General features: G+C 70.9%; 25 protein-coding genes and 1 pseudogene. 14 read left to right on the top strand and 12 right to left on the bottom strand.

Annotation, left to right across the window (positions count from 1 at the left end; translation table 11 throughout):
- Nucleotides 1-30 precede the first annotated feature (30 nt).
- The 3 genes from OHS70_RS02295 to OHS70_RS02285 form a co-directional block, all read right to left on the bottom strand.
- Nucleotides 31-678 (bottom strand): hypothetical protein, encoded by a 648-nt coding sequence (locus OHS70_RS02295; protein ID WP_328393068.1) that lies wholly within the window; start codon nt 676-678, stop codon nt 31-33.
- Nucleotides 668-1147 (bottom strand): DUF6114 domain-containing protein, encoded by a 480-nt coding sequence (locus tag OHS70_RS02290; RefSeq protein ID WP_328393066.1) that lies wholly within the window; start codon nt 1145-1147, stop codon nt 668-670. Before OHS70_RS02290 ends, OHS70_RS02295 begins: the two co-directional genes overlap by 11 nt.
- A gap of 74 nt (nt 1148-1221) precedes the next feature.
- A complete protein-coding gene (locus tag OHS70_RS02285) occupies nt 1222-1842 on the bottom strand; it encodes a DUF6230 family protein (RefSeq protein ID WP_328393064.1) in 621 nt (206 codons plus the stop codon).
- Between the two features lie 300 nt (nt 1843-2142).
- On the opposite strand from OHS70_RS02285, the gene OHS70_RS02280 reads away from it, so the two are divergent.
- The 3 genes from OHS70_RS02280 (at nt 2143) to OHS70_RS02270 (ending at nt 3814) form a co-directional block, all read left to right on the top strand.
- On the top strand, nt 2143-2712 hold the full coding sequence (locus OHS70_RS02280; protein WP_328393062.1) for a PadR family transcriptional regulator: 570 nt from the start codon (nt 2143-2145) through the stop codon (nt 2710-2712).
- Nucleotides 2699-3502, top strand: coding sequence for an SGNH/GDSL hydrolase family protein (locus tag OHS70_RS02275; RefSeq protein WP_328393060.1), 804 nt, complete (start codon nt 2699-2701; stop codon nt 3500-3502). Before OHS70_RS02280 ends, OHS70_RS02275 begins: the two co-directional genes overlap by 14 nt.
- Nucleotides 3503-3634: 132 nt before the next feature.
- Nucleotides 3635-3814, top strand: a complete 180-nt coding sequence (locus OHS70_RS02270) for a hypothetical protein (protein WP_328393058.1) — start codon at nt 3635-3637, stop codon at nt 3812-3814.
- A gap of 243 nt (nt 3815-4057) precedes the next feature.
- On the opposite strand, the gene OHS70_RS02265 is transcribed toward OHS70_RS02270, so the two are convergent.
- A complete protein-coding gene (locus OHS70_RS02265) occupies nt 4058-4462 on the bottom strand; it encodes a DUF5997 family protein (RefSeq protein WP_328393056.1) in 405 nt (134 codons plus the stop codon).
- Between the two features lie 60 nt (nt 4463-4522).
- Here OHS70_RS02265 and OHS70_RS02260 point away from each other — a divergent pair, with 60 nt between their 5' ends.
- The 3 genes and pseudogenes from OHS70_RS02260 to OHS70_RS02250 all read left to right on the top strand — a co-directional run.
- On the top strand, nt 4523-5272 hold the full coding sequence (locus OHS70_RS02260) for a LysR substrate-binding domain-containing protein (RefSeq protein ID WP_328393054.1): 750 nt from the start codon (nt 4523-4525) through the stop codon (nt 5270-5272).
- Between the two features lie 277 nt (nt 5273-5549).
- The gene (locus tag OHS70_RS02255; protein WP_328393052.1) at nt 5550-6572 is read left to right on the top strand and encodes an alcohol dehydrogenase; all 1023 of its coding nucleotides are present in this window, start codon (nt 5550-5552) and stop codon (nt 6570-6572) included.
- A gap of 212 nt (nt 6573-6784) precedes the next feature.
- Nucleotides 6785-7656, top strand: a pseudogene (locus tag OHS70_RS02250) (histidine kinase dimerization/phospho-acceptor domain-containing protein); the annotation flags it as partial.
- A gap of 149 nt (nt 7657-7805) precedes the next feature.
- Here the strand turns inward: OHS70_RS02250 and OHS70_RS02245 are convergent.
- Nucleotides 7806-8906 (bottom strand): mechanosensitive ion channel family protein, encoded by a 1101-nt coding sequence (locus OHS70_RS02245; protein WP_328393050.1) that lies wholly within the window; start codon nt 8904-8906, stop codon nt 7806-7808.
- 470 nt (nt 8907-9376) lie between these two features.
- Here OHS70_RS02245 and OHS70_RS02240 point away from each other — a divergent pair, with 470 nt between their 5' ends.
- A complete protein-coding gene (locus tag OHS70_RS02240; protein WP_328393048.1) occupies nt 9377-9955 on the top strand; it encodes an ATP-binding protein in 579 nt (192 codons plus the stop codon).
- 120 nt (nt 9956-10075) lie between these two features.
- Here the strand turns inward: OHS70_RS02240 and OHS70_RS02235 are convergent, their stop codons facing one another.
- From OHS70_RS02235 to OHS70_RS02220, 4 genes are read right to left on the bottom strand one after another with little or no spacing between them, the layout of a single operon-like run.
- Nucleotides 10076-11320, bottom strand: coding sequence for a cytochrome P450 family protein (locus OHS70_RS02235; RefSeq protein ID WP_328393046.1), 1245 nt, complete (start codon nt 11318-11320; stop codon nt 10076-10078).
- A complete protein-coding gene (locus OHS70_RS02230) occupies nt 11317-12315 on the bottom strand; it encodes an amidohydrolase family protein (protein ID WP_328393044.1) in 999 nt (332 codons plus the stop codon). The genes OHS70_RS02235 and OHS70_RS02230 overlap by 4 nt, the downstream gene beginning before the upstream one ends.
- A complete protein-coding gene (locus OHS70_RS02225) occupies nt 12312-13196 on the bottom strand; it encodes an NAD(P)-dependent oxidoreductase (protein WP_328393042.1) in 885 nt (294 codons plus the stop codon). Before OHS70_RS02225 ends, OHS70_RS02230 begins: the two co-directional genes overlap by 4 nt.
- Nucleotides 13193-13531: an antibiotic biosynthesis monooxygenase family protein gene (locus tag OHS70_RS02220; RefSeq protein WP_328393040.1), complete on the bottom strand. Its 339-nt coding sequence runs from the start codon at nt 13529-13531 to the stop codon at nt 13193-13195. Before OHS70_RS02220 ends, OHS70_RS02225 begins: the two co-directional genes overlap by 4 nt.
- A gap of 580 nt (nt 13532-14111) precedes the next feature.
- Here OHS70_RS02220 and OHS70_RS02215 point away from each other — a divergent pair.
- From OHS70_RS02215 to OHS70_RS02195, 5 genes are all read left to right on the top strand, one after another.
- On the top strand, nt 14112-14552 hold the full coding sequence (locus tag OHS70_RS02215; protein ID WP_328393038.1) for a CBS domain-containing protein: 441 nt from the start codon (nt 14112-14114) through the stop codon (nt 14550-14552).
- 230 nt (nt 14553-14782) lie between these two features.
- Nucleotides 14783-16852, top strand: a complete 2070-nt coding sequence (locus tag OHS70_RS02210; RefSeq protein WP_328393036.1) for a SpoIIE family protein phosphatase — start codon at nt 14783-14785, stop codon at nt 16850-16852.
- Between the two features lie 200 nt (nt 16853-17052).
- Entirely contained in the window at nt 17053-17604 is a 552-nt protein-coding gene (locus OHS70_RS02205) for a hypothetical protein (RefSeq protein WP_328393034.1), read from the top strand.
- 278 nt (nt 17605-17882) lie between these two features.
- Complete coding sequence (locus OHS70_RS02200) at nt 17883-18854, top strand: MBL fold metallo-hydrolase (RefSeq protein WP_328393032.1); 972 nt, start codon at nt 17883-17885, stop codon at nt 18852-18854.
- Nucleotides 18847-19875 carry an RNA ligase family protein gene (locus tag OHS70_RS02195; RefSeq protein WP_328393030.1) on the top strand — a complete coding sequence of 343 codons (1029 nt, stop codon included), beginning with the start codon at nt 18847-18849 and terminating at the stop codon, nt 19873-19875. Before OHS70_RS02200 ends, OHS70_RS02195 begins: the two co-directional genes overlap by 8 nt.
- Nucleotides 19876-19890: 15 nt before the next feature.
- Here OHS70_RS02195 and OHS70_RS02190 read toward each other — a convergent pair whose 3' ends face one another.
- From OHS70_RS02190 to OHS70_RS02180, 3 genes are all read right to left on the bottom strand, one after another.
- Nucleotides 19891-21288, bottom strand: a complete 1398-nt coding sequence (locus OHS70_RS02190; RefSeq protein ID WP_328393028.1) for a hypothetical protein — start codon at nt 21286-21288, stop codon at nt 19891-19893.
- 60 nt (nt 21289-21348) lie between these two features.
- On the bottom strand, nt 21349-22233 hold the full coding sequence (locus OHS70_RS02185; RefSeq protein ID WP_328393026.1) for a hypothetical protein: 885 nt from the start codon (nt 22231-22233) through the stop codon (nt 21349-21351).
- 132 nt (nt 22234-22365) lie between these two features.
- The gene (locus tag OHS70_RS02180) at nt 22366-23310 is read right to left on the bottom strand and encodes a nucleoside hydrolase (protein ID WP_328393024.1); all 945 of its coding nucleotides are present in this window, start codon (nt 23308-23310) and stop codon (nt 22366-22368) included.
- Between the two features lie 288 nt (nt 23311-23598).
- Between OHS70_RS02180 and OHS70_RS02175 the strand changes: the two genes are divergently transcribed.
- Both OHS70_RS02175 and OHS70_RS02170 read left to right on the top strand, forming a co-directional pair.
- Nucleotides 23599-25293: a hydrogenase maturation protein gene (locus OHS70_RS02175; protein ID WP_328393022.1), complete on the top strand. Its 1695-nt coding sequence runs from the start codon at nt 23599-23601 to the stop codon at nt 25291-25293.
- Nucleotides 25294-25354: 61 nt separating this feature from the next.
- Complete coding sequence (locus OHS70_RS02170; RefSeq protein WP_328393020.1) at nt 25355-26449, top strand: hydrogenase expression protein HypE; 1095 nt, start codon at nt 25355-25357, stop codon at nt 26447-26449.
- The last annotated feature ends 16 nt before the right edge of the window (nt 26450-26465 follow it).

Raw genomic sequence — 26465 nt, 5'->3', positions numbered from 1 at the left:
AGGTCCGCGAGACGCACCGGTGGGGGATGCTCACCGGCCCGCGGCGCGGAAGTCCGGTCCGGCGATGGTCAGGTCGCCGCCGAACCGGGCGATCTGCGACATGCTCACGTCGTCGAACGCGACGGTCCGCGTGGCGACCCCCGGGTGAGAGAGCCACCCGGGGAGGGAGTCGGGGCTGATCGTGACGTTGCGGATCGCCGGGAGCGGTGCGCCGCCCAGACTGGTGAGTGAGCCGGACAGCCTCGAGGCGTAGAGCGTCACAACGTCCTTGCCCCTGACCGTGGACGTGGCCGCCGGCCTGGCCCGCAGGCGTAGCCCACTGCTGCCGCCGGTCGTCAGGTCCAGGCCGGCGATGTCCATCAACCGTGCGGTGAACTTCAGAACCCGTTCGGCCCCCGCCGCGGTCCGTACGGTCACCACCCCGTGGAAAACGCTCCCGTGGAGGACGAGCCGCTCCGCCCGCAGAACCCAGGGGCGGCTGCCGAGAGGGGCAGGCGAACGGTCGCGCGGAGCCCCGGTGCGGGCAGCGTCGATTGGGCGGATGCCGCCGGAGGAGAGGAACGCGGCCGAAGCCGCGGGCGCGCCGACCAGCACCGCCGGCAACGCCGTCAGCGCCAGCGTCGTGGCGAGTGACCTGCGCGACCGGTCGAGTACGCCGATCAGGCCGCTATCCCTCACCCTGGCCCTCGCTCACCGCAACAGCTGCGGGGGCGCCGTGTGCCGCCGACCGGGAATCCGCGGGGTCCGGCGGGGCCCAGGCACAGGCGAGAGCCCCGCCGACGAGGCCGCACAGCAGACCCAGAAGCATTCCCCCGAAGTTGACCATGGGGAAGGAGGCCAGGGCGAGCAGCATGGCCGCGATCCCGGCGAACACGCGCACCTGCTGGTGGAACCAGAGGGTGATGCCGAGGACGACAAGCAGGATCCCGATGATCAGCGATCCTCCGCCGGCCGTGGTGGACAGGGCCAGAGGGATGCCACCCGGACCGAGGCCGACGTAGGGGAGGTAGAGGACGGGTACTCCCGCGGCAAGGGTGAACAGGCCGGCCCAGAAGGGGCGCTCACCGCGCCAGGCCCTGAACCTCCGTCGGCCGCCGGCGATCGCGGCCTGCAGTTCCGGTCGTCTGCGAAGAAGCTTGTGGATCACGTACGTCTTCCATGTGAAAGCGGGCGGGAGCCAGGGCCGGCAGGCACCCGGCCGGCGTGTGCCGGGTCATGCGGTCAGAAACACGAGCGATTGCCCTGCACGAGGCGCATGTTGAGACCGGGGACGTTGAGAGTGGCGGCCGAGACGGCGACCGCGGTCACACGCACGTCGGTGAGGGTGGCCGATGCGGCTTGCTGCGCGATGCCGTTGGGATCGAAGAACCGGGAGTCCCTGTCGTCCGGGTTGATCTTGCCCGTGGTGAGCGAGCCGGCCGCGACACCGATGTCGAGATCATTGAGCAAGGCCTCATCGGCCGCCAAGGACGTCCCGTCGATGAACAGGTCCTTCGCCTCGGCCTGGCCGTCATCACCGGTGAGCCTCAGCGTGTAGGTGCCGAGGACCGGGATCGGGACCACGATGGACTGGCACAAGCCGTCGATCTTGGCGCGCCTCATCCCGGTGACCACGACCGGTACGGGAGCACCTTTGCGGGGCGTGTCCACCATGCCGTAGATGCTCAGGCCTCGTGCGGTCAGCGTGTCGGCGCCGATCTGGAACTTCTGTCCGGAAACGAAGAACGACGCGGCCAGCGCTCCTTGCGCCATGGCGATGCCGAGAGCCGTGGCCGCCGTGACACCCGATGCCAGGACGACGGCGAAGCGCTTCCAGCGTGTCCTGCCGCATGCGTCCGACATCCGTCTCCTCCGGTCGAGAGATGGGCATGCCGGTGCCAGACGAAACAGGCGATGTCCCAGCATTTGCTGATCGATCCTAGGCTGACGTGACCGGAAGCTGTCGGCACATCAGGGCGTGCAGACGGGTGAGGCGGTTGTGGCCCACTGCAACCCCCGGCCGGCGCTTCACGGGCCCGCGTGGTCGAGCTGCCCGAAGCTGCCCAGGTGCTGTACAACCTCGGTAGTCGTGAACCTGATTAGTCACTTTCTTGAGTATGATGGGTGGGGTTCAGCGGGCGGATGGGGAGAAGAGGCGGTCCGATGGCTTTGCGTCATGCCGTGCTGGCGGCGCTGTTGGATGAGGAGCTGAGCGGCTACCAACTGGCCAAGTCTTTCGACATGGGCGTGGCCAACTTCTGGCACGCGCTGCCTCAGCAGCTGTACGTCGAGCTCGCCAAACTGGAGGCGGACGGGCTGGTCACGGGCCGGGAAGTGGTCCAGGACACCCGGCCCAACAAGCGCCTGTTCCGGGTCACCGACGCCGGTCTCGCCGAGCTGGAACGGTTCGCCGCGGCCTCCGCCAAACCCTCGTTCATGCGTGACGACCTGGTCGTCAAGGTCCAGGCCTCCGATCTCATCGACACCGATGAGGTCATCGCGCAGCTCATGGAGCGGGCCGCCTTCGCCGGAGCCAAGGTCGAGTTGTTCAGCACGCTGCTGCACAAGATCCGCAGCGACCGCAGCGAGGAGGAGTTCCTCCGGCACGGTGAGCGGATCGGGCCCTATCTGACCTGCCTGCGGGGCCTCGCCTTCGAACAGGGCAACCGGGACTGGTGCGAGCGCACGGCGGCGATCCTGCGGGAAAGGCGGGCGGCTCATGCGCAGCGGTGAGTATCTGCGTTACGTAGCTCTGGGTGACAGCCAGACCGAGGGCCTCGGCGACGGCGACGACATCGTGGGGCTGCGGGGTTTCGCCGACCGGTTCGCCGAGCTGCTCGCCGTGCACAGCACCGGTGTCGAGTACGCGAATCTCGCCGTGCGCGGCCGCCTCGCCGGACAGGTCCGCGCGGAACAGCTCGGCTCCGCCCTCGCCCTGCGCCCGGACCTGGCCACCGTCGTCGCCGGCGTCAACGACCTGCTGCGCCCCCGGTTCGACGCCGACGAGGTGGCCGGCCACTTGGAGGCGATGTTCGCCGCGCTCACCGCCCAGGGCGCCCGTGTGGTGACCCTCACCTTCCCCGACGTCGCACGGATCACGCCGCTCGCCCGCCCGATCAACTCCCGTGTCGTCGCCCTCAACCACCGCATCAGGGAGGCGGCACGACGGCACAGCGTCGCCGTCGGCGAGACCTCTCTCCACGACGTCGTCACCGATCTCCGCCTGTGGAGTCCGGACCGGCTCCATGCCGGCCCGCTCGGCCATGAACGGATCGCCGCCGCCATCGCCCACACACTCCAACTACCCGGCAGCAGCGACGCCTGGACGCGCCCCCTGCCTCCTCCGGACACACCCGCCCCCGCCGGATGGCGTGCTACGGCCACCGAACTGCGCTGGGCCGCCTCGTTCCTCGGCCCCTGGCTCGGCAGGCGCCTGCGCGGCCGCTCCTCCGGAGACGGCCGCACCGCCAAACGCCCGCAGCTTCTCCCCGTCCCCCCACTCCCCGACGGGCCTACCCCGTAGGTCGCACCGGCCACATCGGGCGACGGAACCCGAGGCCGGACCCTGTGGATGCCGCAGCGATGAATGCCGTAGGCCGGCTACAGGAGTTCCGGCGGAACGGCTGAGAGCGCGGGCTCGTCGACCGGGAAGGCCGTGTCGTCCACAGCGCTCGGTGTACGGACACCGAACGAGGAGCTCGTGGCGAAAGCGGCCCGTACGGAAGCTGGTTCGCCGATCGCCTTCGAGGCGGGCTTCAGCATGTCCAGCGCCGGAACCGAAGACGGTGACGCGGACGGTGAACACACCCGTCCGCCCGCCGGCTTCACGCTGTAAGCAGTAACAGGTCGGCTCAGGACCGAGATCCGCCCCGAACACGGCGTCGCAGGGACCGAGCGGTCGAGGTGCAACGACGGTGCGCGGACCGCCCGTTCACCACGCACATGGCCGTGAAATGTCCGTAGTTCGTCAGGCGAGCGCCTGCAGACCGTCGATCGACGCCGGCGCTCCGTCGACAGTGGCCGTTCGGCACATGTGGCACCGAACGATCACTGGCGGGCCCCCGCGCCCGTGCTCGGGTCAGGAGCCCGCTTGGCCCCCTTGATCGCCGCGCGCCACGTTCCTCTCCTTGATGCGAGCCGCTTCCTTGCGAACCTCGGCCTGGGTGGCGCGTTCCTTCTGCAGCCACTCGGGAAGGTCCCGCTTCAGCGCGTCGATCTGCTCCGTGGTGAGGGCGTCCGTGATTCCGCCACGGGCGAGACCCGAGATGGAGATGCCGAGCTTCGCCGCGACCACCGGTCGCGGATGCGGACCGTTGCGGCGCAGTTCCAGCAGCCACTCGGGCGGATCGGCCTGCAGCGCGTTCAATTCGGTGCGCGAGACGACACCCTCCTGGAACTCGGCGGGGGTGGCCTCGAGGTACACGCCCAGCTTCTTGGCCGCGGTTGCGGGCTTCATCGTCTGGGCGCTCTGGTGCGACGTCATGGTGTCCAGAGTATTCGAGCGCGTGCGCCACCTCCGACCACGACCGGTAACCTTGGCGGAGTGACAGGCTCGGAAGTACCCCCTTCGTTCCGGCTCGCCTACGTCCCGGGAGTGACCCCCACGAAGTGGGTGCGGATCTGGAACGAGCGGCTGCCCGGAGTCCCACTGAACCTCATCGGGGTACCCGCCGCTGAGGCGTTCGACATGCTGCGCGGCGGCGGCGCCGACGCGGGTTTCGTACGGCTGCCGGTCGACCGGACGGACCTCAGCGCGATCCCTCTCTACACCGAGACGACGGTGGTCGTGGTCCCGAAGGACCATGTCGTGGCGGCGGTCGACGAGGTGTCCGCCGAGGATCTTGCCGACGACATCGTGCTGCATCCCCTCGACGACGTCCTCGGCTGGGAGCGTCTGCCGGGACGGCCCGCGATCGAGCGCCCCGCCACGACGGCGGATGCCGTCGAACTGGTGGCGGCAGGGGTGGGACTTCTCGTCGTCCCCCAGTCACTCGCCCGCCTGCACCACCGCAAGGACCTCACCTATCGGCCGGTCTCGGACGCTCCCGAGTCGCGTATCGCACTGTCGTGGCCGCAGGATGCGACCACCGACCTGGTCGAGCAGTTCATCGGGATCGTCCGCGGGCGGACCGTCAACAGCACACGGGGTCGCCCCCCGGCCCCGGCCCAGCCGAAGCGCAAGCCCTCCGACAAGGGCGGTGCACAGCGCAAGCCCGCAGCCGGCAAGACCCCTCGGAGCGGTGCCGGCGGCCCCAAGGGCGGCAAGCGCGGCAAACCTCGCCGCCGGTCGTAGCCTCGGCCCGTGCCGGCAGTCAGTACCGGCACTGGGGACGGGAGGGGCCGCCTGCAGGGCATGCCGCCGGGATGCGGTGTCGCGCCGCCAAGACCGTGGCCCGTGGCCTGGTCCGCCGGGCTGCCGAGCTTGCGAGGTGCACCCGGATCTGACGCCGTCGGCCCTTCGACGCAGCTCCGCGAGGTGAGCCGGCTGCTCACCCGGCTTGGCGCGCGTGATCGGTCCCGAGCTGGTGTGCTGATAGCTACGCGCCTCGTGCTACCCGGGAGAGATCCAGATGAGCACCCATCGAGTCGTACAGGTGGCCGCCGCCGGCGGTCCGTTCGAGATCGTCGAGCGTGAGGTACCGCAGCCGGGCCCCGGCCACGTACGGATCGCCGTGGACGCCTGCGGGATCTGTCACAGTGACGTCGCTTTCGTGGACGCCCTGTTGCCTGGCGTCCGTTTTCCTCTGGTCGCCGGGCATGAGATCGCCGGGCGCATCGAGGAGCTCGGCGAGGGGACGCACAGCGGCTGGCAGGTGGGCGACCGGGTGGCGGTGGGCTGGTTCGGCGGCAGCTGCGGCCACTGCACGCCCTGCAGACAGGGTGACTTCATCGTGTGCGAGAACCTGAAGGTTCCGGGGTGGGCGTACGACGGGGGGTACGCCGAGAAGGTGGTCGCACCGCAGGACGCCCTGGCGCGGATCCCCGACGCGCTGACGGCGACCGATGCGGCACCCCTCGCCTGCGCGGGGGTGACCACGTACAACGGGCTGCGGCGCAGTTCCGCACGGCCGGGCGATCTGGTCGCCGTGCTCGGTATCGGGGGCCTCGGCCATCTGGCGGTGAAGTATGCGGCGGCCATGGGCTTCGAGACCGTGGCCATCGCCCGTGGATCGGGAAAGGCCGACTTCGCCAAGCAGCTCGGCGCGCACCACTACATCGACAGCACGGCGGACACGCCCGTCGCGGACGCGCTCCGCTCCCTCGGCGGCGCGAAAGTGGTCCTGGCCACCGCCGCCAACTCCGACGCCATCACGGCGACCGCGGATGGGCTCTCCCCCCGCGGCGAGCTCGTGGTCGTCGGCGCGGACGCGGACCCGCTGGGGATCGGCCCGAACCAGCTGCTCATGAGCGGCAGGATCATCCGCGGGCACCCCTCCGGAACCGCGCAGGACGTGCAGGACACCATGGCGTTCAGCGCCCTGCACGGCATCCGCCCGATGGTCGAGATCCTGCCTCTGGACCAGGCCGCCGAGGCGTACCGGAAGATGATGTCCGGCGCCGCGCGGTTCCGGATGGTCCTCACCACTCGCTGACGTTGCGTCCTACTGCTGAGGGCCGGCTCTGTGGATCGTGAACCCGGGGGTCCACCAGGCGCTGTCGTCGGCCGTGACGGCGAACGCCTCGACACCTTCCACGGACCGGAGCCAGGCACGAGCGGCGTCGCCCATCGCGAAGGCGGCCGTGGCCAGGGCGTCGACCTCGGTGAGGTGGCCCTGTCCCGGCGGTCCGCAGCCTCCGGGCCCGGCTGACGATCGGCCTGGTCGTGCTGCTGGCGGTGAGCTGTGGAGCCGTCGGTCTGGCGACGACCACCGCGCTCGAGGGCTTCCTCGTCCGGCGGCTGGACCAGCAGCTGACGGCGGTCGGCAACCATTTTCCCGCGAGCCTCGACCCCGCCAGGAAGCTGCGCGGCGACGGCGGCCCTGACACCCGGGGACAGGCCACAGGGACCTTCGGTGCCTGTGTGCTGGGCGGTACGGTCACCCAGGCCGCCGTCGTACGCGACCAGACCGAGACGGGTGTCGCGCTCACCGCCGCCGACCGCCGTGAACTGGTGGACGTACCGGGCAACGGCAAAGGCCGCACCATCCGGCTGTCCACGCTGCATGACTACCGGGTGATAGGCGTCAGGGGCCCGCGGGCGACGTACTGATCACAGGCCTGCCGCTCCAGCCCGTCGAGGACACCGTGCAGAGGCTGCAGCTGGTCGAGGCGATCGTGTTCGGGGCGGCGCTGCTGGCCACAGGAATCGCGGGAGCAGCGTGGGTGAGGCTTTCGCTGCGTCCGCTGCGCCGGGTGGCCGCGACAGCGTCCCGGGTGGCCCAACTGCCGCTCGCCGGTGGCGAAGTCGCCGTGCCGCCGCGGGTCCCGGACACCGATCCCCGCACCGAGGTGGGCCAGGTCGGGAGCGTGTTCAACCGGATGCTCCGGCATGTCGAGGACTCGCTCGCCCGCAGACACGTGAGCGAGGAACGGCTGCGGAGGTTCGCCGCGGATGCCGGCCATGAGCTGCGCACACCCGTCGCCTCGATCCGCGGCCACGCGGAGCTGGCCCTGCTCCACCCCGGTCCCGTGCCGGACAAGGTGCGCCACGCGCTCGACCGGGTCCGGTGCGAATCGTTGAGCTCTGCGCCGGCGCGCCGCCTTCACGCAGGGCGATGTGCATCCCGGGCCAGGGCTCGAGTGCCCGTCCCGGGGTGCGGCCCGCCTGCCCGAGCAGGCGGGCCGCACCCCGGGACGGTGGCGCCGACCGATGCAGGCCGGCCGCCTCAGACGATCGGGCTGTGGTGCGTCGGGGCGGTCATCGGCTCTGTGGCCGAGCGCGGGTCCGGAATCGGCAGCTCGGCCGGCTGCATGACAACGCTCCGCCTCGGGGCGGGAATGCTGATGCCCTCGGCCCGATAGCGCCGGTGCAGTCGCTTGATGAACTCGTGCTTGATCCGGTACTGGTCGCTGAATTCCCCGACCCCCAGGATCACCGTGAAGCCGATCCTGGAGTCGCCGAAGGTGTGGAAACGGATGAGCGGTTCATGGTCGGGGATGGCGCCGGCGACATCGGCCATGACGCTCTCGACGACCTCGGTGGTGACCTTCTCGACATGATCCAGGTCGCTGTCGTAGCCGACCCCCACCTGGACGTTGAGCGTCATCTGCCGCTCGGGCTGGTGGTAGTTGGTCATGTTCGTGCCGGACAGCTTCGTGTTGGGGATGATCACCAGGTTCTCGGAGAGCGTGCGCACCACGGTGTTGCGCCAGTTGATGTCGACGACGTAGCCCTCCTCCCCGCTGCTGAGCCTGATGTAGTCACCGGGCTGCACCGTTCTGGAAGCCAGGATGTGCACACCGGCGAAGAGGTTGGCCAGGGTGTCCTGCAGGGCCAGGGCCACCGCCAGACCGCCCACGCCCAGCGCGGTGAGCAGCGGCGCGATGGAGATGCCGAGGGTCTCCAGTACGACGAGGAAGCCGATGGCCAGGACCACGACGCGCGTGATGTTCACGAAAATGGTGGCCGACCCGGCGACACCCGTCCTGGAGTTGGCCAGGGCCTGCACCAGGCCGGCGACGATCCTCCCGACGGTGAGCGTCGCGGCCACGATGAGAACGGCGGTCAGCGCCATGGTGACGTTGCGCTCGACCCGGGCAGTCAGGGGGAGCGCCGAGGCCGCGACCGCCGCGCCGCCGGTGATCGCGGCCCAGGGAAGCAGTGCCCGCAGGGCGGCGACGATGATGTCGTCGCCGCTCCAGCGGGTTCTGTCGGCCCGTACGCCGAGCCATTTCAGGATCACACGCGACAGCGCGGCGGCCGCGATGCCCGCGGCCAGAGCGATGCCGGCGACGATCAGGTCGTGCAGGGCGAGAGCACGGTTCACCTCTCCCCTCCCGTGGCACCTGGAAGGGTGCGTGCGGCGGAGCTTGCCGCTATGAGCCGTGTGTGGTGTGTCGTCACCTAGTCACCTGCGTGTTCGTGGAGTGCCGTTGTGCGACCTGTCATCCTGCCGTACGCCCAGGAGGCGGCGTTTCCACATCGCCTGACTGCGTGTCACCGCATTCGGCCGGAAACCGGTCAAGATCAGTTTCCGGTAGTGATCTTCCGTTGTCGACGCGCGGGACGACCGGCGGAGGCATATGCATCGGTACGACCCCTTGTCGGCCGGTGAAAATCTGATTAGAGTTCGGCAATGTCGAACGCAGGTCGGGTGGAATTCCCTCCGAGTCCGGGGAACCGGCCGTGGGCGGCAGGCGACGCAGCGTGACACGTCACCGGTCAGAGGGCACGCCCCTCGAATGAGCGGTCCAACAGCCCGCCGTAAACCTGCAGAGCAAACCACCGGGAATCGCTATGCGAACCACCGTCTCGAATCCGTCCGCGGCGCGGCGCGGCACCGTCGCACACCGTGTCCTCACCTCTCGCCGCGGGCCGGGCGACGCCGCGTGTGTCCATGTCTTCACCGTGTCCGCCGAAGCCGCAGAGGTCCCCGTGGCCCGGCGGCGAGTGGCTCGCGTGCTGCGGGAATGGGGGCTGCACGACGACGGGCTGCACACGGCATCGCTCGTGATCTCCGAGCTGGTCGGCAATGCCGCACGACACGCCGTTCCGTATTCGGCCAGGACCACGGTGATGCTCACCAGAACCGGGACGACGCTCGTACTGGCCGTGCACGACGAGCACCCCTTCCTGCCGCAGCCGCCCCTTGCGGCCGACCCCGGGCAGGACTGCGGACGGGGCCTGATGATCGTCGACAGCCTCGCCCGCGAGGCAGGGGGCACCCTGCAGGTGCGCCGGGCGCCCGTACGGGGCAAGGAGGTCCGGGCGGTCTTCCCCGCCGCCGACGCCGCGGACAGCGCTGACCTCGCCACATGCCTGGCCGACGCCTGCCCCGTGATGCACTTCCTGCCCCACGCGACCGGTCGCTGGTGAACCCACCGACCGCCGGCCGCCGGCCGGTGCGAGGGGCCGTGATGCTGATCGGGCGGGCCGGGGCCTGAGGCCCGGCCCGCCCGACGACGGCATGAGGATGCCGTCAGCCCCCGGTGCCCGTCACGGCGTGGCCGGCTCGAGCACGACGGACAGCTCCGAGAGACCGCGGAAGGCCGGGAACGGCACTTCCATCCAGGGCGCCTCCCGCGTCGGGTCGGCCAGAGCCACCCTCGGGAACCGGTCGAACAGACCGGTGAGCGCGAGCTGCATCTCCAGCCTGGCCAGCGGCGCTCCCAGGCAGTAGTGAATGCCGTGACCGAAACCCAGATGGGCATTCTGGGCGTTCCCCTGCCGTGTCACGTCCAGCTGATCAGGGGATTCGAACTTGCGCGGGTCACGGTTGGCCGAAGTGAGCGCGATCTGAACCAGGGCGCCCTTCGGAATCCGCGTCCCGGCGATCTCCACAGCCTCGGTCGCATGACGGAACGTCGCGCTCTCCACCGAGCCGTCGTACCGCAGCACCTCCTCCACCGCCGGTCCGACCAGGTCCGGGTTCTGCTGCACCGCGCGGAGCTGTGCAGGGTGGGTGATGAGATGGTGGACGGCGTTGCCGATGAGGTACGCGGTCGTCTTGTGACCCGCGAACATCAGCAGAAACGCTGTCGAGACCAGCTCGTTCTCGCTGAGCCCGCCGTCATCGTCGCGCGCTGTGATCAGGGCGCTGAGCAGGTCCTCACCCGGGCGGCTGCGCTTGCGCGCGAGGAGATCCGTGAAGTACGCGTGCAGGCTCTGCTCCGCCTTCTGCTGGGCGTGCCTGGATTCCTTGCTGAACCCGGTCTGCGCCACCGTGGTGGACCACTGCTGCACCTGCGCCCGCTCGTCCGGCGGTACGCCGAGCAGCTCGCAGATCACGATGATCGGCAGCGGGAACGCGAACGTCGGCAGCAGGTCGACCGGTTGCCCGGTCGGGCACGCGTCGAGCAGTGTCTCGACGAGGTCCTGGATCTGCGGCCGCAGCGACTCCACGCGTCGCGGGGTGAATGCGGTGTTGACCAGCTTGCGCAGCCGGGTGTGCTTGGGCGGGTCGGCGTTGAGCATGTGATCGTCCAGAGCCACCGACGAGTCACCGAAGATCCTCCGGTACGCGTCCATGGCCCCGTACATGTCCTTGCTCAGCCGAGGGTCCGCCAGGGCAGCCCGTGCGTCCTCGTACCGCGTGATCAGGTACGTGTCGATGCCGTGAGGCGGTCGCATGGGACAGACGGGTGCCGTCTCCCGGAGGTCGGCGTACACGGGGTGCGGGTTGCGCCTGAACTCCGGGGTGCACCGCTCGGCTGCGGTGGCCGGACTTTCCACAGTGGTCACGGACGGCTCCTGAGGTCGAAGATGGCCTCGGCGTTGCCGCCGAGAATGAGCTGCTGGGACGCTTTGTCGACAGGCAGCTTCTCGATCATGCGGATGGATTCCTCCAGCGGCGCGGACATCGGCGGCGAGTCGGTGCCGAAGAGCATCCGCTCGGGCCCCAGCACCTCCGCGTTGAGGCCGAGGTGCGCCGGGCTGAACGGACTGGTGTCGACATACATGCGCCGCAGTGCGGCGGCCGGGTCGGCCGCCTGCGGGGTGGCGGACGGCGGGGCCGATGGCGGCGCGCCGGCCGCCGGGGTGGAGGACGGCGCCGCCGGCGCGCCCCCGCCCCAGTGCCGCGGACGCGCCGCCGTCTGCAGGCGCTCCGGCAGCAGCGCGATCGCGCCGCCGCCGGTGGCACCGATCAGCCGCAGGCCGGGATACTTCTCCAGCCATCCCGCGAACGCGATCATGGCCATGCCCATGGTGACGTCGCCGAACCGGCCGATCTGCTCCACGAAGCCGACGTTGTCGACCCGCTCCGTGCCGATCGGTTCGGCCGGGGCGTGCACCAGGACCGGCACTCCTGTCTCGGCGGCAAGCGCGAAGAAGGAGTCGGCGCGCGGAGAGCCGAGCAGCTCGCCGTGGACGCTGGACGTGGTGATCAGACCCACGAAGCCAGGGTCTGCAAGCGTCTCCCGGACCCCTTCCAGATGATCGTCGTCGCCGAAGGGGTTGGCGTACACGTACCCGCGCAACTGGTCCGGGAAGGAGGCGAACAGGCCGGACATCCAGTCGTGGAACCGTCTCAGACGGTCCCGGGGCTGTGCGTAGTTGTCGACGCCGGGGACTCGGGCCATCGCGCCGGCGCCGACCGGACTGCCGATGATGGTGAGGTCGATCCCGGCCTGAGCGCGGGCGGCGAGCATTCCGTCGACGTCCGTCAGGCTGGGAGGCATGGGGAAGCGCTGGGCGGCCTCCGGTGGGGACAGGTGCCCGTGGATGTCGATGATCATTTCCTGGTCCCCGGGTTCGGTGCGATGGCGTGGGCGACCGCGACACAGTCCTCGTCGCCGTGTCCCTGCTCGGTGGCGCGGAGGTGGGTCTCCGCGGCCGCGTCGACGAGCGGAAGACGCATTCCCGCCGCCGCGGCCTGGTCCGCTACGAGCTTGAGGTCCTTGGCCATCAGACACAGTCTGAAGTCGGGCTTGTCGAATCGCCCGGCGGCCAGGCGTTTTGACTTGAACGCCATGACCGGCGAGGCGAAGCCGCTGCCCGCGATGGTGCTCAGTACGAGCTTCCGGTCGAGCCCGGTCGCGGTCGCCAACTCCACGGCCTCGGCCATGGCTTGGACCTCGATGCCCATCAGCAGGTTGAGGAGCAGCTTCATGCGCATGCCGGAACCGAGCCCGCCGAGGTGGACGACCTGCTTGCCCAGCAGCTCGAGCAGCGGCCGCCCCGCGGTGAAGACCCGCTCCTCGCCGCCCACGAACAGCCGCAGATCACCGCTGCGGGCGTGCTCGCGGTTGCCCAGCATGCCCACGTCCAGAACGGAGGGCATGTCCCCGGCGATACGGACGACCTCGTCCGGGGCGACGGTGCTGGCGCAGACCAGTGAGCCGCGGTACTGGCCTGCGGTCAGCACCCCGTCAGGTCCCCGCAGCACGGCGCCGAGGGCGTCGCCGTCGGCCACGGTGCAGATGGCGGCGCTCGTGCCCTCGACGGCATCGGCCGGATGGGCTGCGGCGAAGGCGCCGGCCTTCGCGAGAGGTTCGGCCCGCTCCGGGGTGCGGTTCCAGACCCGTACCGGAACACCCTGCTCAAGAAGGCGGGTGGCCAGGCCGGTGCCCATGGTGCCGAGACCGAGTACGGCCACGGGGCCGTTGGGGCGCGTCATGACTTCCTCCCCACGGTCTCCTTGATGACCCGGAAGCGCAGCGACTGGGTGTGGTCGACCCACTGGCGCAGCGGAGCCACCAGCGTCTGGTGGTCTTCTCCCTGCTGCCAGGCGAAGAAGTGCTCGGGGGTCTCCCATTCGCTGGTGATCACCCACTGCCGGGAGCCGTCGACGGGCTCACCCAGTCTGTCGATGATGTGCCCGGGGACTTGAGCGACGGACTTCCGTATTCGCTCGTACATCTCCAGAAACCCTTGTTCGCCGTTCTCGATGACCTGAACCGCGAACACCACGGACAGCCTTTGGGCCGATTGGCCGTTCTGCAGTGCGTCCATGTCTCCTCCTGGTGGTTGAGATCCGGCAGGACACGACTCCCACCGACTCATGGCCCGCCTGGCCACGCAACTCCGGTGTGGCGAGAGCCCAATGGGGGTAAGGGCGGTCGCTTTGCGGATGGTCCGTCCGGGTGACAGAAGAAGGCCCTTTCCGGAAGCCGCCGACGGCCCTTGTGCCCGATGAGAGTGAATCCCCTTGCTGTTGGACGATGAGCCGCCCTCGTCGTCCCTCGGACCGGCACCGCTCACGGCGGGAAGCGGTGCGGCGGGTACGGGGCCGGTGCCCCCGGGGCGCGTCGTGCCTCAGCGCCGGCGCCGGGGGGCGTCCCCGCGTGGGCCGCCGCGCCGCCGCAGCGACGCCGCGGGAAGAAAGCGCCTGCGGTCCGCCCGCCCATGCTTTGAACGTGTTCAGCATCGTTCGCGTCGCACCGTGTCGAGCGGTCGCGTCGCGCCTTATCGAACAGATGAACCGCTCGCGGATGCGAACAGCGCGAGGTGAGGTGACCCTGGAGAAGCGGGGGTGACCAGGGCGGCCAGGGCCAGGACGGCCGCCGCAGCCCTGACGGAACGGAAGTGGAACATGACCAGGAAGACCAAGCTCACCGCCCGCGACATCATGACCGGCGGAGTGCAGTGCATCGGCGCCCACCAGTCACTGCTGGACGCGTCCAAGATGATGCGCGACCTCAACGTCGGCTGTCTGCCGATATGCGGCGACAACAACAGGCTCACGGGTCTGATCACCGACCGCGACATCGTCGTCCAGTGCTGCGCCGAAGGCATCGACCCGGCAACGGTCCAGGCCGGTTCCCTCGCCGGGGAGCTCCACTGGATCGACGCGAGCTCGGGTGCCGACGAAGCCCTGTCGATGATGGAGGAGCACCAGATCAAGCGCCTGCCGGTGATCGACGTGCAGAAGGGCCACCAGCTCGTCGGCATGATCACGGAGGCAAACCTGGCGATGAATCTCTCTGACGCGCAGATCGCGGAGTTCGCGACCAAGGTGTACGCGAACGCGTGAACGCTGCCGGGCCGCGGTGAGGCCGCCGAGGAGGCACGGCTGCCGGCACCTGATGCCTGTCGGGCCAGGTGCGGGCGCCGGGTCTCCGGCGGGCGCAGCCGTCCCCGCCGTGCAGCAGCCTGCTTCCGTTCCGGGACGGGGCGGGACGGGGCGGCGCCGTCGCGCCGATCGTCGAGGTGGCGACGCCGACGGGCTTTGCCTGCGCGTGCGCGGGTCGAAGGGAACGTGCAGTGCCATCAGATCGGTCGAGAGACGAGCAGACCGCAAGGCAGCTCCGGTCCGAGCCCGGAACGCTTCTGGAGCGCGTCGCCATTGCCGTCTTCGGCTTCGACGAACATGACCGGATCTGCTACTGGGGACCGGGCGCCGAGACTCTGTTCGGCTACGGCTCCGAGGCCGTGCTGTCGAACCCCGGCGCCGTCCTCTTCCCCGGCCCGGCCGACGGCGGCACCCCCGGCGCGGCTGCACGCCTCGCGGGGCGGGGCCGCGACGAGGGCTACTGGCGCGGACGGGTGCCGGCCCGGCACCGGGACGGCACGGTCTTCGACTGCGGCTTCCGGGTCTTCTCCGTCTCCGGGGCCGCAGGGCGGTCGGTGGTCATGGCCCTGGCGAGCCGCAGCCAGGAACTCGACCGGGTGAAGACCAACCTCGCATTCCTCGACGCCCTCTTCGAGACCTGCCCCATCGGCCTGGTCATGCTCGACGAGGAGCTGCGCTACGTGCACCTCAACCAGGCGCTCGCCGACATGGACGGCCTCCCCATCGAGGCGCACCTCGGACGGCGCATGGGGGAGATCATGGTGACGTCCGACGACGGCGCGTACCTGCGCATGCTGAGGGCCGTCGCCACCGAGGGCCGAACCGTGGCGGGAACGCTGGTCGGCATGCGCACGCTCGGGCACCCGGATCGTGACCAGGTACGGTCGGTGAGCTTCTTCCCCTTGAGCCAGGCGGTCGGCACGCGCCCCGGACTGGGCGGCCTGATGGTCGACGTCACCGACCGGGAGCAGGCGATCGTGGAGGCGACCGCAGGCCGCCAGCGTCTGGCCCTGCTGGACCGGGCCACCGCCAAGATCGGCACCACCCTGGATGTGAACGTCACGGCCGGCGAGCTGGTCGCCGCCGCGGTTCCCGACTTCTCCGACGCCTCCGTCGTCGAACTGGTGGAGTGGACGGACGAGCCCGAGGTGTTCAACCCGGACCTGCCGCTGGTCACCCGCAGGATCGCCGCCGGTACCGTCCTGCCGCCACCGGCCGGCGAACTCGTCAGCGGACTGGAGTTCGTGACCTACCCGCCCGGCTCCAGCATCCACGAGATGCTGCGAACGGGCCGCCCGGTCTCCGTCCCCGTGAACGAGGAGTTCGTGACGCGGACCGTCGTGCACCAGGCCCGCGCCCGGCTGCTCATCGACAGCGGCCTGACCGCCATCCTCATGGCCCCGCTCATCGCCCGGGGAACGGTGCAGGGGCTCACCATGTTCGGCCGCTCCGCCGCCCGGCCGGCCTTCACCGAGCAGGATCTCAGCCTCGCCGGTGAACTCGCCTCCCGCGCCGCCCTGTGTCTGGACAACGCGCGCCTCTACAGCCGGGTACAGGACATCGCGCTCACCCTCCAACGCGCGCTGCTCCCCACCGCCTTGGCCACCAGCCCCTACGTACAGGTCGCCCACCGCTACGTCCCCGGCAGTCACATCACCGAGGTCGGCGGCGACTGGTACGACGTGATCAGCCTGTCCGGCGACCGGCTGGCGCTCGTCGTCGGCGACGTCATGGGCCATGGAGTGCCTGCCGCGGCAGCCATGGGAAGGCTGCGTATCACCGCCAAGGCGCTGGCCAGGCACATCCAGGAACCGCAGGACCTGCTCACCGAACTCGACGCATGCGCCCTGGACGCCGGTATCGATCTCGCGACCTGTCTGTACGTCCTCTACGACCCCACGACCGGAAACGCCCGCCTGGCCAGTGCCGGGCACCCCCCGCCGCTGGTGCTGCACCCGGACGGCAGGGTCGAAACCGTCGATGACGTGCTGGGTGTCCCGCTCGGCGTCGGCGGCTCTCCCTTCCTGGCGACCGACATCGTCCTCCCCGACAACGCCACCCTCGCCCTCTACACCGACGGCCTCATCGAAGCGCGCGGCCAGGACATCGACGACGGGCTGGAGGCGCTGCGCGCCGAACTCCGCAGCACGGCCGACGGCCCGCTGGAGGCGACGGCGGACCGTATCCTCGCGAACCTGCTGCCCGATCCGCCGGGGGACGACACGGTCCTCGTCCTCGCCCGCGTCCGCCGCGCGCCGTAGCCCGGCGCCTCCGGTCTGCGGGCTGCGGCCCGAGGCCGGATCCGAACGGCACGCAACGCACCGCAGCGGATTGCCGTGATCGTTCGGTTACGGTGTGCCATCGAAACGCGTACCGGGTACGCGAGGCTTCGCGGGAAGGGCACACGCATGACTTCGATCCTGGCCGCCGCCGGGGCACGACGCTCCGCGCCCCGGTCGGCATGACGGCGCCGGACCCGCAGCCGCATCCGGTCGCCTCCCGGGCGAGTGTGCCCGCCACCGCCGCCCGCGCCGGCGACACGGCGGCCGCACGCCTCAAGGAACGGATCTACGCGACCATCACCCTGACCGCTGTCGTGGTGGCGCTCGCCGAGGGAGATTCGGTCGGTCACGGCGAAGCCGGGCTCACCGTGGCCGTGGCGGCGCTCGGGGTGTGGCTGGCGACGCTGGTCGCCGACGAGCAGTCGCACCGCGCGCTGACCCGGCGCAGCGCCAACCGCGCCGAGATCCGAACCGCGCTGCACGTCTCCAGCCCGCTGCTGCTGGGCGCGGTGGGTCCCCTCGTACTGATCGGCATGTCGGCGCTCGGGGCGATGGATCTGGTCACCGCACTGCTCATCGGCGCAGGGGCGGAAGTGGCCACCCTGTTCCTGTGGGGCTGGCGGACCGGCCTGCGGATGGGCAACGGGCCGGTGAGCGCGATGGTCTCGGGCCTTCTCGACATGGTGATCGGTGTAGCGGTCGTGGCCGTGAAGCTTCTCGGGGGGCATTGAGCCGGGGCGGTCCGCCGCACAGCGGCGGTGCCGCATCTCGTGAGCCGACCCGCTTGCTGCGTCGTCGTGCGGGGCCCCGTCTTCGGGAGCGTGCACCACGCGCGGTCGGTCCGCGCCTGCCGGCGCCCGGTGACGGCGGCTCTCGGGCCACGCACCGTGGACCGGTTGGCGCCGGGAAATCCACAGGCCGCGGCCGGGCGGTGCCCGCTACGATCAAGCCCCATCTGATCACGGCGGTCTGACAACCGCTGAACCAACGGTTGTCGACGGAGGCACCGATGACGCAGGCCCCCGGGCGACTGCCCGGCCACCCCGAACGGCTGGAGCAGGGGCACCCGTTCCGGCAGTGGAAGACCTGGCGGATACCCGGCACCGAGCTGACCCTCACCGGCTATTCGCGAGCCAACGACAAGACGTTCTTCCACATCCCCGAACTGCGCTGCAGCCTCGACGCCGGACTGTGCGAAGGCCGGCAGGTGGACACCGTCTTCCTCACCCACACCCACCACGACCACTCCAAGGACCTCGACCACCTGGCCGCGAAGGCGTCGGGAGCCGACATCCATCTGCCCGCCGCGGCTGTGCCGTACGTCGAGACCTTTCTGCGGGCGTCGGCCGAACTGAACCACGGCGCGGCATACGATCCGGCCCTCGCCGGGACCTACCGCCTGCACGGCGTGCGGCACGGCGACGAGTTCACCTTCGGACGCCGCGGACACCATGTACGGGTGGTTGAGTGCGAGCACAAGGTGCCGTGCGTGGGCTACGCCTTCTCCGAGCGCCGCAAGGCGCTGTTGCCCGAGTACGAGGAGCTGCGGCGCTCCCTCGCCGCGGAGGGCCGGGGCGCGGAGTTCGGGCGGATCGTGGCGCAGCGGCGCAAGGACGGTGCCGAGGTCGAACAGGAGGTCCGCAGACCGCTGTTCGCCTTCCTCGGCGACACACATGTGAGCGTGTTCGAGCGCAATCCCTGGCTCTTCGAGTACCCGGTCGTCATCACCGAGTGCACCTATCTCGACGACTCCGAACGGGAACGCGCGGACCGGGTCGGGCACACGGTCTGGAGCAGGCTGCGACCAGTGGTCGAGGCCCACCCGCAGACGCTCTTCGTCCTCACGCACTTCAGCCTGCGCCACTCCGACCAGGATGTCCTCGCGTTCTTCAGGAACGAGCCGTTCGACAACGTACTGCTGTGGGTGCACCCCGACAGCCGTCTGCCCGAGCAGCACCAGCACGGCGGCTCCGGTGCCTGAGAACCGCTGGTCGCCGTATCCGAAGATTCCCGCCAAGGCACGGCTCGGCGGAGCACGGGCCCGTGACTGGGTCGCGCTGGAGAAGGTCCACGGGGCGAACTTCGCCGTCGTCTGTGACGGCGCGGGGGCCGTCCATCCCGCCAAACGCCGTGAACTGCTCGGCGAGAGCGGCCTCGACGAGTTCTTCGGCGTGGGCCGCATCTGGCCCGCGCTGGCCGTGGCGGCCAGTCGCTGCGCCGCGGCCCTGCGGAATCGGCACGGCACAGACGCCTCGGCATCGGTGACCGTCTACGGCGAACTGGCGGGCGGGCGATACCCGCATCCGGACGTGGCACCTTCACCGGGCGCGGAACCCGTGCAGACCGGGGTCTGGTACGCGCCGGGGCTGCTCTGGCTGCCGTTCGACGCCGCCGTCGAAACCGACCGGGGCACCTGCTGGGTCTCCGACGGGGCGCTGCGCGAGGCGGCCGGAACCGTCGGTCTGCACTGCGCCCCGCTGCTCGCGCAGGGGACGCTCGCCCAGGTCCAGGACCAGTCCCCGGTGTTCGCGACCCGGCTGCCCGGCCTGCTGGGCCTGCCCGAACTGCCCGGCAACCTCGCCGAAGGGCTGGTCGTCAAGCCTGCCGGGGAATGGTGGGTCACGGACGCGGACAGCGGCCGCAGTACGCCGCGCCCCGTCGCCAAGCTCAAGCAGCCGGCCTTCGCCGAGGACGAGCGCTTCGACGGCTCCCGGCCGTACCGGCCACCGGCCGAGGGCGCGGCCGGTGCCCCCGGCTGGCTCGTCGGCCAGGTCACCGCACTGCTCACCCCGGCACGCGCGGCAGCCGCCGTCAGCAAGCTGGGACCTCGCACACCACCGGATGCCGTGGCACGGGAGATCGCCCAAGACGTGGTGGACGAGGCCGCCGAGGCACTCGGCGGCCTGGAGGACGGTCTCTGCCGGGCTCTGCAGGAGGCGCTGCAGCCCGGAGCGCTCGCACTCGCGCGCTTCGACGCCGCCGACCGCAGGGCCACGGCATAGTCCTCCTCGCTCGGATCAGCGGCCGGCCAGCGCGTCCCGCAACCGTCGGGCCTGCTTGACCAGTTGGGACGAGCCGGGCCGCCCTGCGAGTGCGCTCACCTCCGGCAGTTCACCACGCGCACCCGACTGCTGCGCAGAGTCGGCGGCGATGGCGAGCAGTGCCCCGTGCAGTTGGGGGCGGGTACAGGCCAGAAGCCCGGGGAGCGCCGCGGCCAGCACGTTCCAGACCGGGGCGGCGGCGCCCGGGGACATGGCCGCCGTACGGAGCGAGCCGGTCAGCAGTGGCACCTTCAGGGTGCCCAGCGCCACCAGCTCACCGACCTCCCGGCCCAGCAGCGTGCCGTCCAACCGGCCTCGCGCGGCGAGCAGGAGGAGCGCCTGCACGGCGGCCTGCCGGTCCTGCTCCGGGGCGGAGGCGAGCCCGTAGGCGACGGCCAGATGCACGGCGGGACCGGCCGGGCCTTCGCTCGCGGCCAGCGCGTGAAGGAACGCCGGGGCACCGCGGCCGTCACCGTCGGCGGCCGACGCGATCCCCGACAGCAGCCGGGCCGCGGCGATCTCCGGATGCCAGGGCAGCACCGCGACCGTGTGCCCGTCCCGCCTGTCCAGACCGAAGTGGGGACAGCCGATGTGCGGCTCGAACGTCCGGAAGAGCGACCAGAAGCGCCTGGGGAACTCACCACGGCCCTCGATCGCCTCCGTGCCCACCAGGATCCGCCGCCCGGCGCGAGCGCCCCTGCGCCTGCTGGGCCGCTCCGGCTCGCCCGCTTCGCGCTCACGCCACCACGCCGGGTGGGGCAGTCCGCCCTGACGCAGCCAGGCGAGAATCCGGGGTCCCTCGGGCAGTTCCAACTTCTCCGCCGCGCGCAGCACTTCGGGTTCGACCGGGCCACCGCCGCAGCGCAGCAGCGCCTGCCCCAGATCGGCAGGGCCCGGCCGGACGCCCGACCGCTCGTACTGCGCGAGCCGCTCGACCAGGGCGTGCGGCTCCACGGCCCCGGTCGGCCTGCTCGGCGCGGCCAGCAGGGACGGCACGTGATCACCCGCCCGCAGTCGTGCGGCGATCTCGCCGATACGCGCCCCCGCGATGTGGTCAAGCGCCTCGTGCTGGCAGAGCTCGAGCCAGCCGCGCTCGGCGTTCTCCCAGGGCTCCTCGGCCCGGACGGCGCCTGCAGCCTGCTCCACCACAGGGGTCAGGCCCTGTCCCGGCCCCCGCCGCCGCCCCGCGAACTCGCGCACGACGGGCCCCAGCGCGGCGGCCAGAGCGTCCCGGTCGCGGTACGCCCAGGTCACCACGGCGTTGAGCAGTCGCTCGTACGTCGCGACGTCCCGGTCGCCCCGTCCGGCCGGCACGGCCGCGAGCTCCTCGGCCAGTGAGCCGAGCGGCGGCACGGCGGATTCCCCCTTGATCACATGAGGGAGGCTAGACCGCCCGGCAAGCCTCACGCGAGTCACCCGCCCGCCCTCCCTCACTCAGTCCCCGTCCGCCGCCAGGCGCTCCGCGCGCGAGCGAGCGGTCCGGGCGTCGCGGCGGGCCTGGCGGGCCCTTCGCCCGGCCTCGGTGGCCCGGTGCCGCGCCTCGTCCAGGGCGCTCCTGGCTGCGCGTGCCCTCTCCTGCGCGTCCGACAGTTCCCCGGCCACCGCGGCCGCGTGCTCCTGCGCCTCCCGCACGAGCGTCTCGGCCTGCTCGAGGTCGTCCTCGCGCTCCCGCGCCCGGCGATCGGCGGCATCCGCGTCCTGCCGGGCCTGCGTGAGCTGGGCACGGCGCTGCTCCTCGGCCGTCGCCGCGGTGGCGCCGTTCCCGCCGCCCGCGGAACTGCGCTGCGGCGCGGACGGTGCGGCCGTCGTCGCACGGGGCGCAGTCGGCAGGGGTGCCGTCACCGGGATCGCGGGGAAGCCGGTGGCGCTGAGCGGCTTGGCCAGCCGGCCGGATGCCCACGCCTGCGCCGCCTGCGGGTCCGCGAGGGCCGCGTGCAGGGTCGCTTCGAGCTCCAGCTGAGCCGCCTCACCGATGGGGTGCCCGGTATCGGCAGCGAGCTGCCGGGCCTGTCGGGCGAGTTCACCGACCACCGTGTGCTTCTGACGGCTGAGCGTGCGCAGCTGCCCCGGGTCGAGCTCCTGATGGGCCTGGCGCAGACCTTCACCGAGCTGGAGCATCCGGGCCACCTGCTCGGGGTGGGCGCGGACGAACATGTTGCTGGTCCACGCCGACTGCGTCGGGCGTCGCAGGGCGCCGATCCGGTCGGCAAGCTCGCGGTCCCTCGCCCTGCGGGCCGCGGCCGCATGCCGGCCGCGAGCCTCGACGAACTCGTCCGGCGGCAGCCCGTACAGCTCGTCCGCGACACTCTCCAGATCCACGACTCGCCCACCACCTTCCCTGTGTTCGAGAGGGCAATCAACGGCGCTCGGCGGAGCACCCGGGCGTTGATCATTCCCGACGCCAGGACGTGCGTAACGATCCGCGGGGCAACCGGGTCGGCCACGGCGGTCCTACGCCCTGCGGCTGCCGAGCACGTCGATCGCCGTGATCACCCGGTCCCAGAACCTCTCACTGTCCAGGGTCAGCGCGACCCGCGCGTTCACCGGCCGGTCCAGGTACTGGTGCATGTCCACCACGGTCGCCCCGCGCGTGTACTGCCCGCGCAGTTCGACGGCCACGCTTGCGTCGACGCACCGCACGATCGCCGGGTCGATGACCCGGGCGACCGCCACCGGGTCGTGCAGCGGTGGTGAGGCGAAGCCCCACAGCCGCCGGTAGGTGGCGGCGAAGTACGTCATCAACTGCACACAGATTCGGGCGAGTTCGGTGTCGAGGCTCTCCAGGCGGGCCAGCACCCCGGGTGTGGCGAGGGCCTGATGGGTGACATTGAGACCGCACATGGTGACCGGGACGCCGCTGCGGAAGACGACGTCCGCAGCCTCCGGGTCCACGTACACATTGAACTCGGCCGCCGGTGTCCTGTTGCCGCCCTTGGTCGAGCCGCCCATGAGCACGATCTCCCGGATGCGTGCGGCACAGTCCGGGTACCGCGTGAGCAGCAAGGCGATATTCGTCAGGGGCGCCGTCGGGACAAGCGTGACCGGCTCCGGATGCTCGGTCAGGATCCGGTGCATCAGGTCCACCGCGTGCTCCGGGACGGCGTCCACGGTGGGTTCCGGGAACTGCGGCCCGTCCATGCCGGATGTGCCGTGCACGTCGTCCGCAACCAGCAGCGGCTGAACGAGCGGTCGCGCACAGCCGGCCGCGATGGGAACACCGGTGATCCCGGCGACCGTGCAGATCCGCCGCGCGTTCAGTGTCGTCTTCTCGACGGTCTGATTGCCTGCGACCGTCGTGATCGCGAGCAGTTCGACCTCCGGGTCCCCCGCCGCCAGCATGAGGGCGATGGCATCGTCGTGCCCGGGATCGCAGTCGATGATGATCGGGACAGGCACGGCACTCCTCGGTGTCCTGGGAACAGTGACGGTGTCGCACGCAGTCTTCCCCCGGAGTCCCTCACCCTCTCCCGATGCCCCGCGCGAGCGCGGAATGACATCAGGGGTGGCCAGGGGCGCGCCTGCCTGGTTCGGACGCCGCCGAGTGGTCCCGGCGGTGTTCGCTTTCGAGTGACACCCACGGCACTGCGCCGGGCCGGCGCGCCGGGATGTTCGACGATCGCCGTGGCCGCATCCAGCTCGCGTGCGATCCGGCCGCAAGCCAGCCGTACCCGGTCGAAGGCCGCCATGCACATTCTTGTCGTCGCCAGCGCGTACAACAGCCTCACCCAGCGAGTCCACGCCGAACTCCGGGACCGCAGACACACCGTGGCCGTGGAACTCGCGCTGCACGACGACTCCATCCGGGACGCCGTCCATCTGCACCGGCCCGAACTGGTGGTGGCGCCCATGCTCAAGACCGCCGTCCCGCGCGATGTGTGGCAGTCACACACGTGTCTCATCGTCCACCCGGGACCGGTGGGTGACCGAGGGCCGTCGTCTCTTGACTGGGCCGTCCACGAGGGCGCCCGCTCCTGGGGCGTCACCGTCCTTCAGGCCGAGGACGACATGGACGCAGGCGCCGTGTGGGCCTCTGTCCGGTGCGCCCTGCCGCCCGTGGCCAAGAGCGATCTGTACCGCAACGAGGTGTCGGACGCCGCGGTCACAGCCGTCCTTGAGGCCGTGGACCGATTCGCGTCCGGTTCGTACACCCCGCGGCCCCAGGGCGGCGACACCGTCCGCGTACGGCCGTACTTCCGCCAGGCGCTCCGGCGCATCTCCTGGGACTCGGACTCCACCGACTCGGTCGTGCGCACCCTGCGCGCAGCCGACTCGCAGCCGGGGGTGCTCGACGAACTCCTGGGCGCCGAGTGGTTCCTGCACGGTGGTCATGCCGAGGACACGCTGCGGGGCCGGCCCGGCGATCTGCTCGCCACCCGGGCCGGTGCGATCTGTCGCGCCACCGCCGACGGTGCGGTATGGATCCCGGAACTGCGGCCCCGGCGCGCTCCCGGAGTGCCCGCCACCTTCAAGCTCCCGGCCACCACCGCCCTGGCGGGCCGGCTGCCCGTGCTGCCGGAGATCCCGCCCCCGCTGCATGCGGACGGACCGCGCCGGACCTGGAGCGACATCCGCTACCGCGAGGAGGGGCAGGCCGGATTCCTTCTCTTCACCTTCCCCGGCGGGGCGATGAGCACGACGCAGTGCCGGCGCCTGCTGGACGCCTACCGCGTGGCGTGTGCCCGCCCCACCTCGGTGCTGGTCCTGGGCGGCGCCCGGGACTTCTTCTCCAACGGCATCCATCTGAACGTCATCGAGGCCGCGGCCGACCCGGCAGGGGAGTCCTGGGCCAATCTCAACGCCATGAACGACCTGGTGGAGGCCGTTCTGACGACCACCGACCGCCTGGTGGTCGCCGCCGTCGCCGGGAACGCCGCGGCCGGCGGGGTCATGCTGGCCGCGGCGGCCGACGAGGTGTGGTGCCGGGCGGGCGCCGTGCTCAATCCGCACTACCGGCTGATGGGGCTGTACGGCTCCGAGTACTGGACGTACTCCCTGCCCCGCCGAGTGGGCGAGGCAGCGGCGGCACGGCTCACCGAGGAGGCGCTGCCGATGACGGCGGGGGAGGCGCTGCGGCTCGGCCTGGTGGACCGGGTCGTCGACCGCGCGCCGCAGGAGTTCGCCGGAGAAGTCACCCGACTGGCCGCACGGCTGGCCTCGTTCCCCGCGACGGGGCAGCGGATCGCCGCGAAGAAGTCGGACCGGGAGCGCGCCGAGTCCATCAGGCCGCTGGCGGCCCACCGGGGGGAGGAGCTCGCCCGGATGCACCGCATCATCTTCGATCCCACCGCTCCGTACCACGCGCTGCGGCGGTCGTTCGTGCGCAAGCAGCCGTCCGGACGTGCTGAGAGTGCGGTGGCAGCCACACCGGCCGACTGTTAGCAAGAACGATGACAACCGATTTCCAAGGGTCTGTCGCCAGTGCTCCCCAGGAGGCGTCCTCATGCAAGCAGCAACGTCGAACGCGGTCGACACCCGGGAATCGTCGGGTGAGGCCGCTGCTGACCAGTCCACGATCCACATCCTCTGGATCAACGCGGGACTGAGTTGCGACGGTGACTCGGTCGCCCTGACGGCCGCCATGCAGCCGAGCATCGAGGAAATCGTGCTCGGCGCACTGCCCGGTCTCCCGAAGGTCGAGGTGCACTGGCCGCTCATCGACTTCGAATGCGGCCCGGTCGGCGGCGCCGACACGTTCATCGAATGGTTCTTCAAGGGCGAGCGCGGCGAGATCGACCCCTTCGTGCTGGTCGTCGAGGGCTCCATCCCCAATGAGTCGATCAAGCAGGAGGGGTACTGGTGCGGCTTCGGTGACGACCCCGAGACCGGTCAGCCCATCACGACCAGCGAGTGGATCGACCGGCTGGCGGACAAGGCGCTGGCGGTCGTCGCGATCGGCACCTGTGCCACGTACGGCGGTATCCACGCCATGGCCGGCAACCCGACCGGCGCCATGGGCGTGCCCGACTACCTCGGCTGGGACTGGAAGTCCAAAGCCGGCATCCCCATCGTGTGCGTGCCCGGCTGCCCGATCCAGCCCGACAACTTCTCCGAGACGCTGACCTATCTCCTCTACCAGGCCACCGGCGCGGCGCCGATGATCCCCCTGGACGACAAGCTCCGGCCGACCTGGCTGTTCGGCGCCACGGTGCACGAGGGCTGCGACCGGGCGGGGTACTACGAGCAGGGCCAGTTCGCCGATGCGTACGACTCGCCCAAGTGCCTGGTGAAGCTCGGCTGCTGGGGCCCCGTGGTCAAGTGCAACGTGCCCAAGCGCGGCTGGATGGCCGGAATCGGCGGCTGCCCGAACGTGGGCGGCATCTGCATCGCCTGCACCATGCCGGGCTTCCCCGACAAGTTCATGCCGTTCATGGACGAGCCGCCCGGCGCGAGGGTGTCCGTCACGGGTACCAGCGCGTACGGCGCCGTGATCCGCAGGCTCCGCAGCTTCACGGCCAAGACCGTGGACAAGGAGCCCAAGTGGCGGCACACGGGCGAAAAGATCACCACCGGCTACCGGCCCCCGTGGCCGCTCTGACCCCCGCTCAGGACAC

The organism is Streptomyces sp. NBC_00390 (assembly GCF_036057275.1).
Taxonomy (GTDB): Bacteria; Actinomycetota; Actinomycetes; order Streptomycetales; family Streptomycetaceae; genus Streptomyces.
This window is presented reverse-complemented; position numbering and strand designations above follow the sequence as displayed.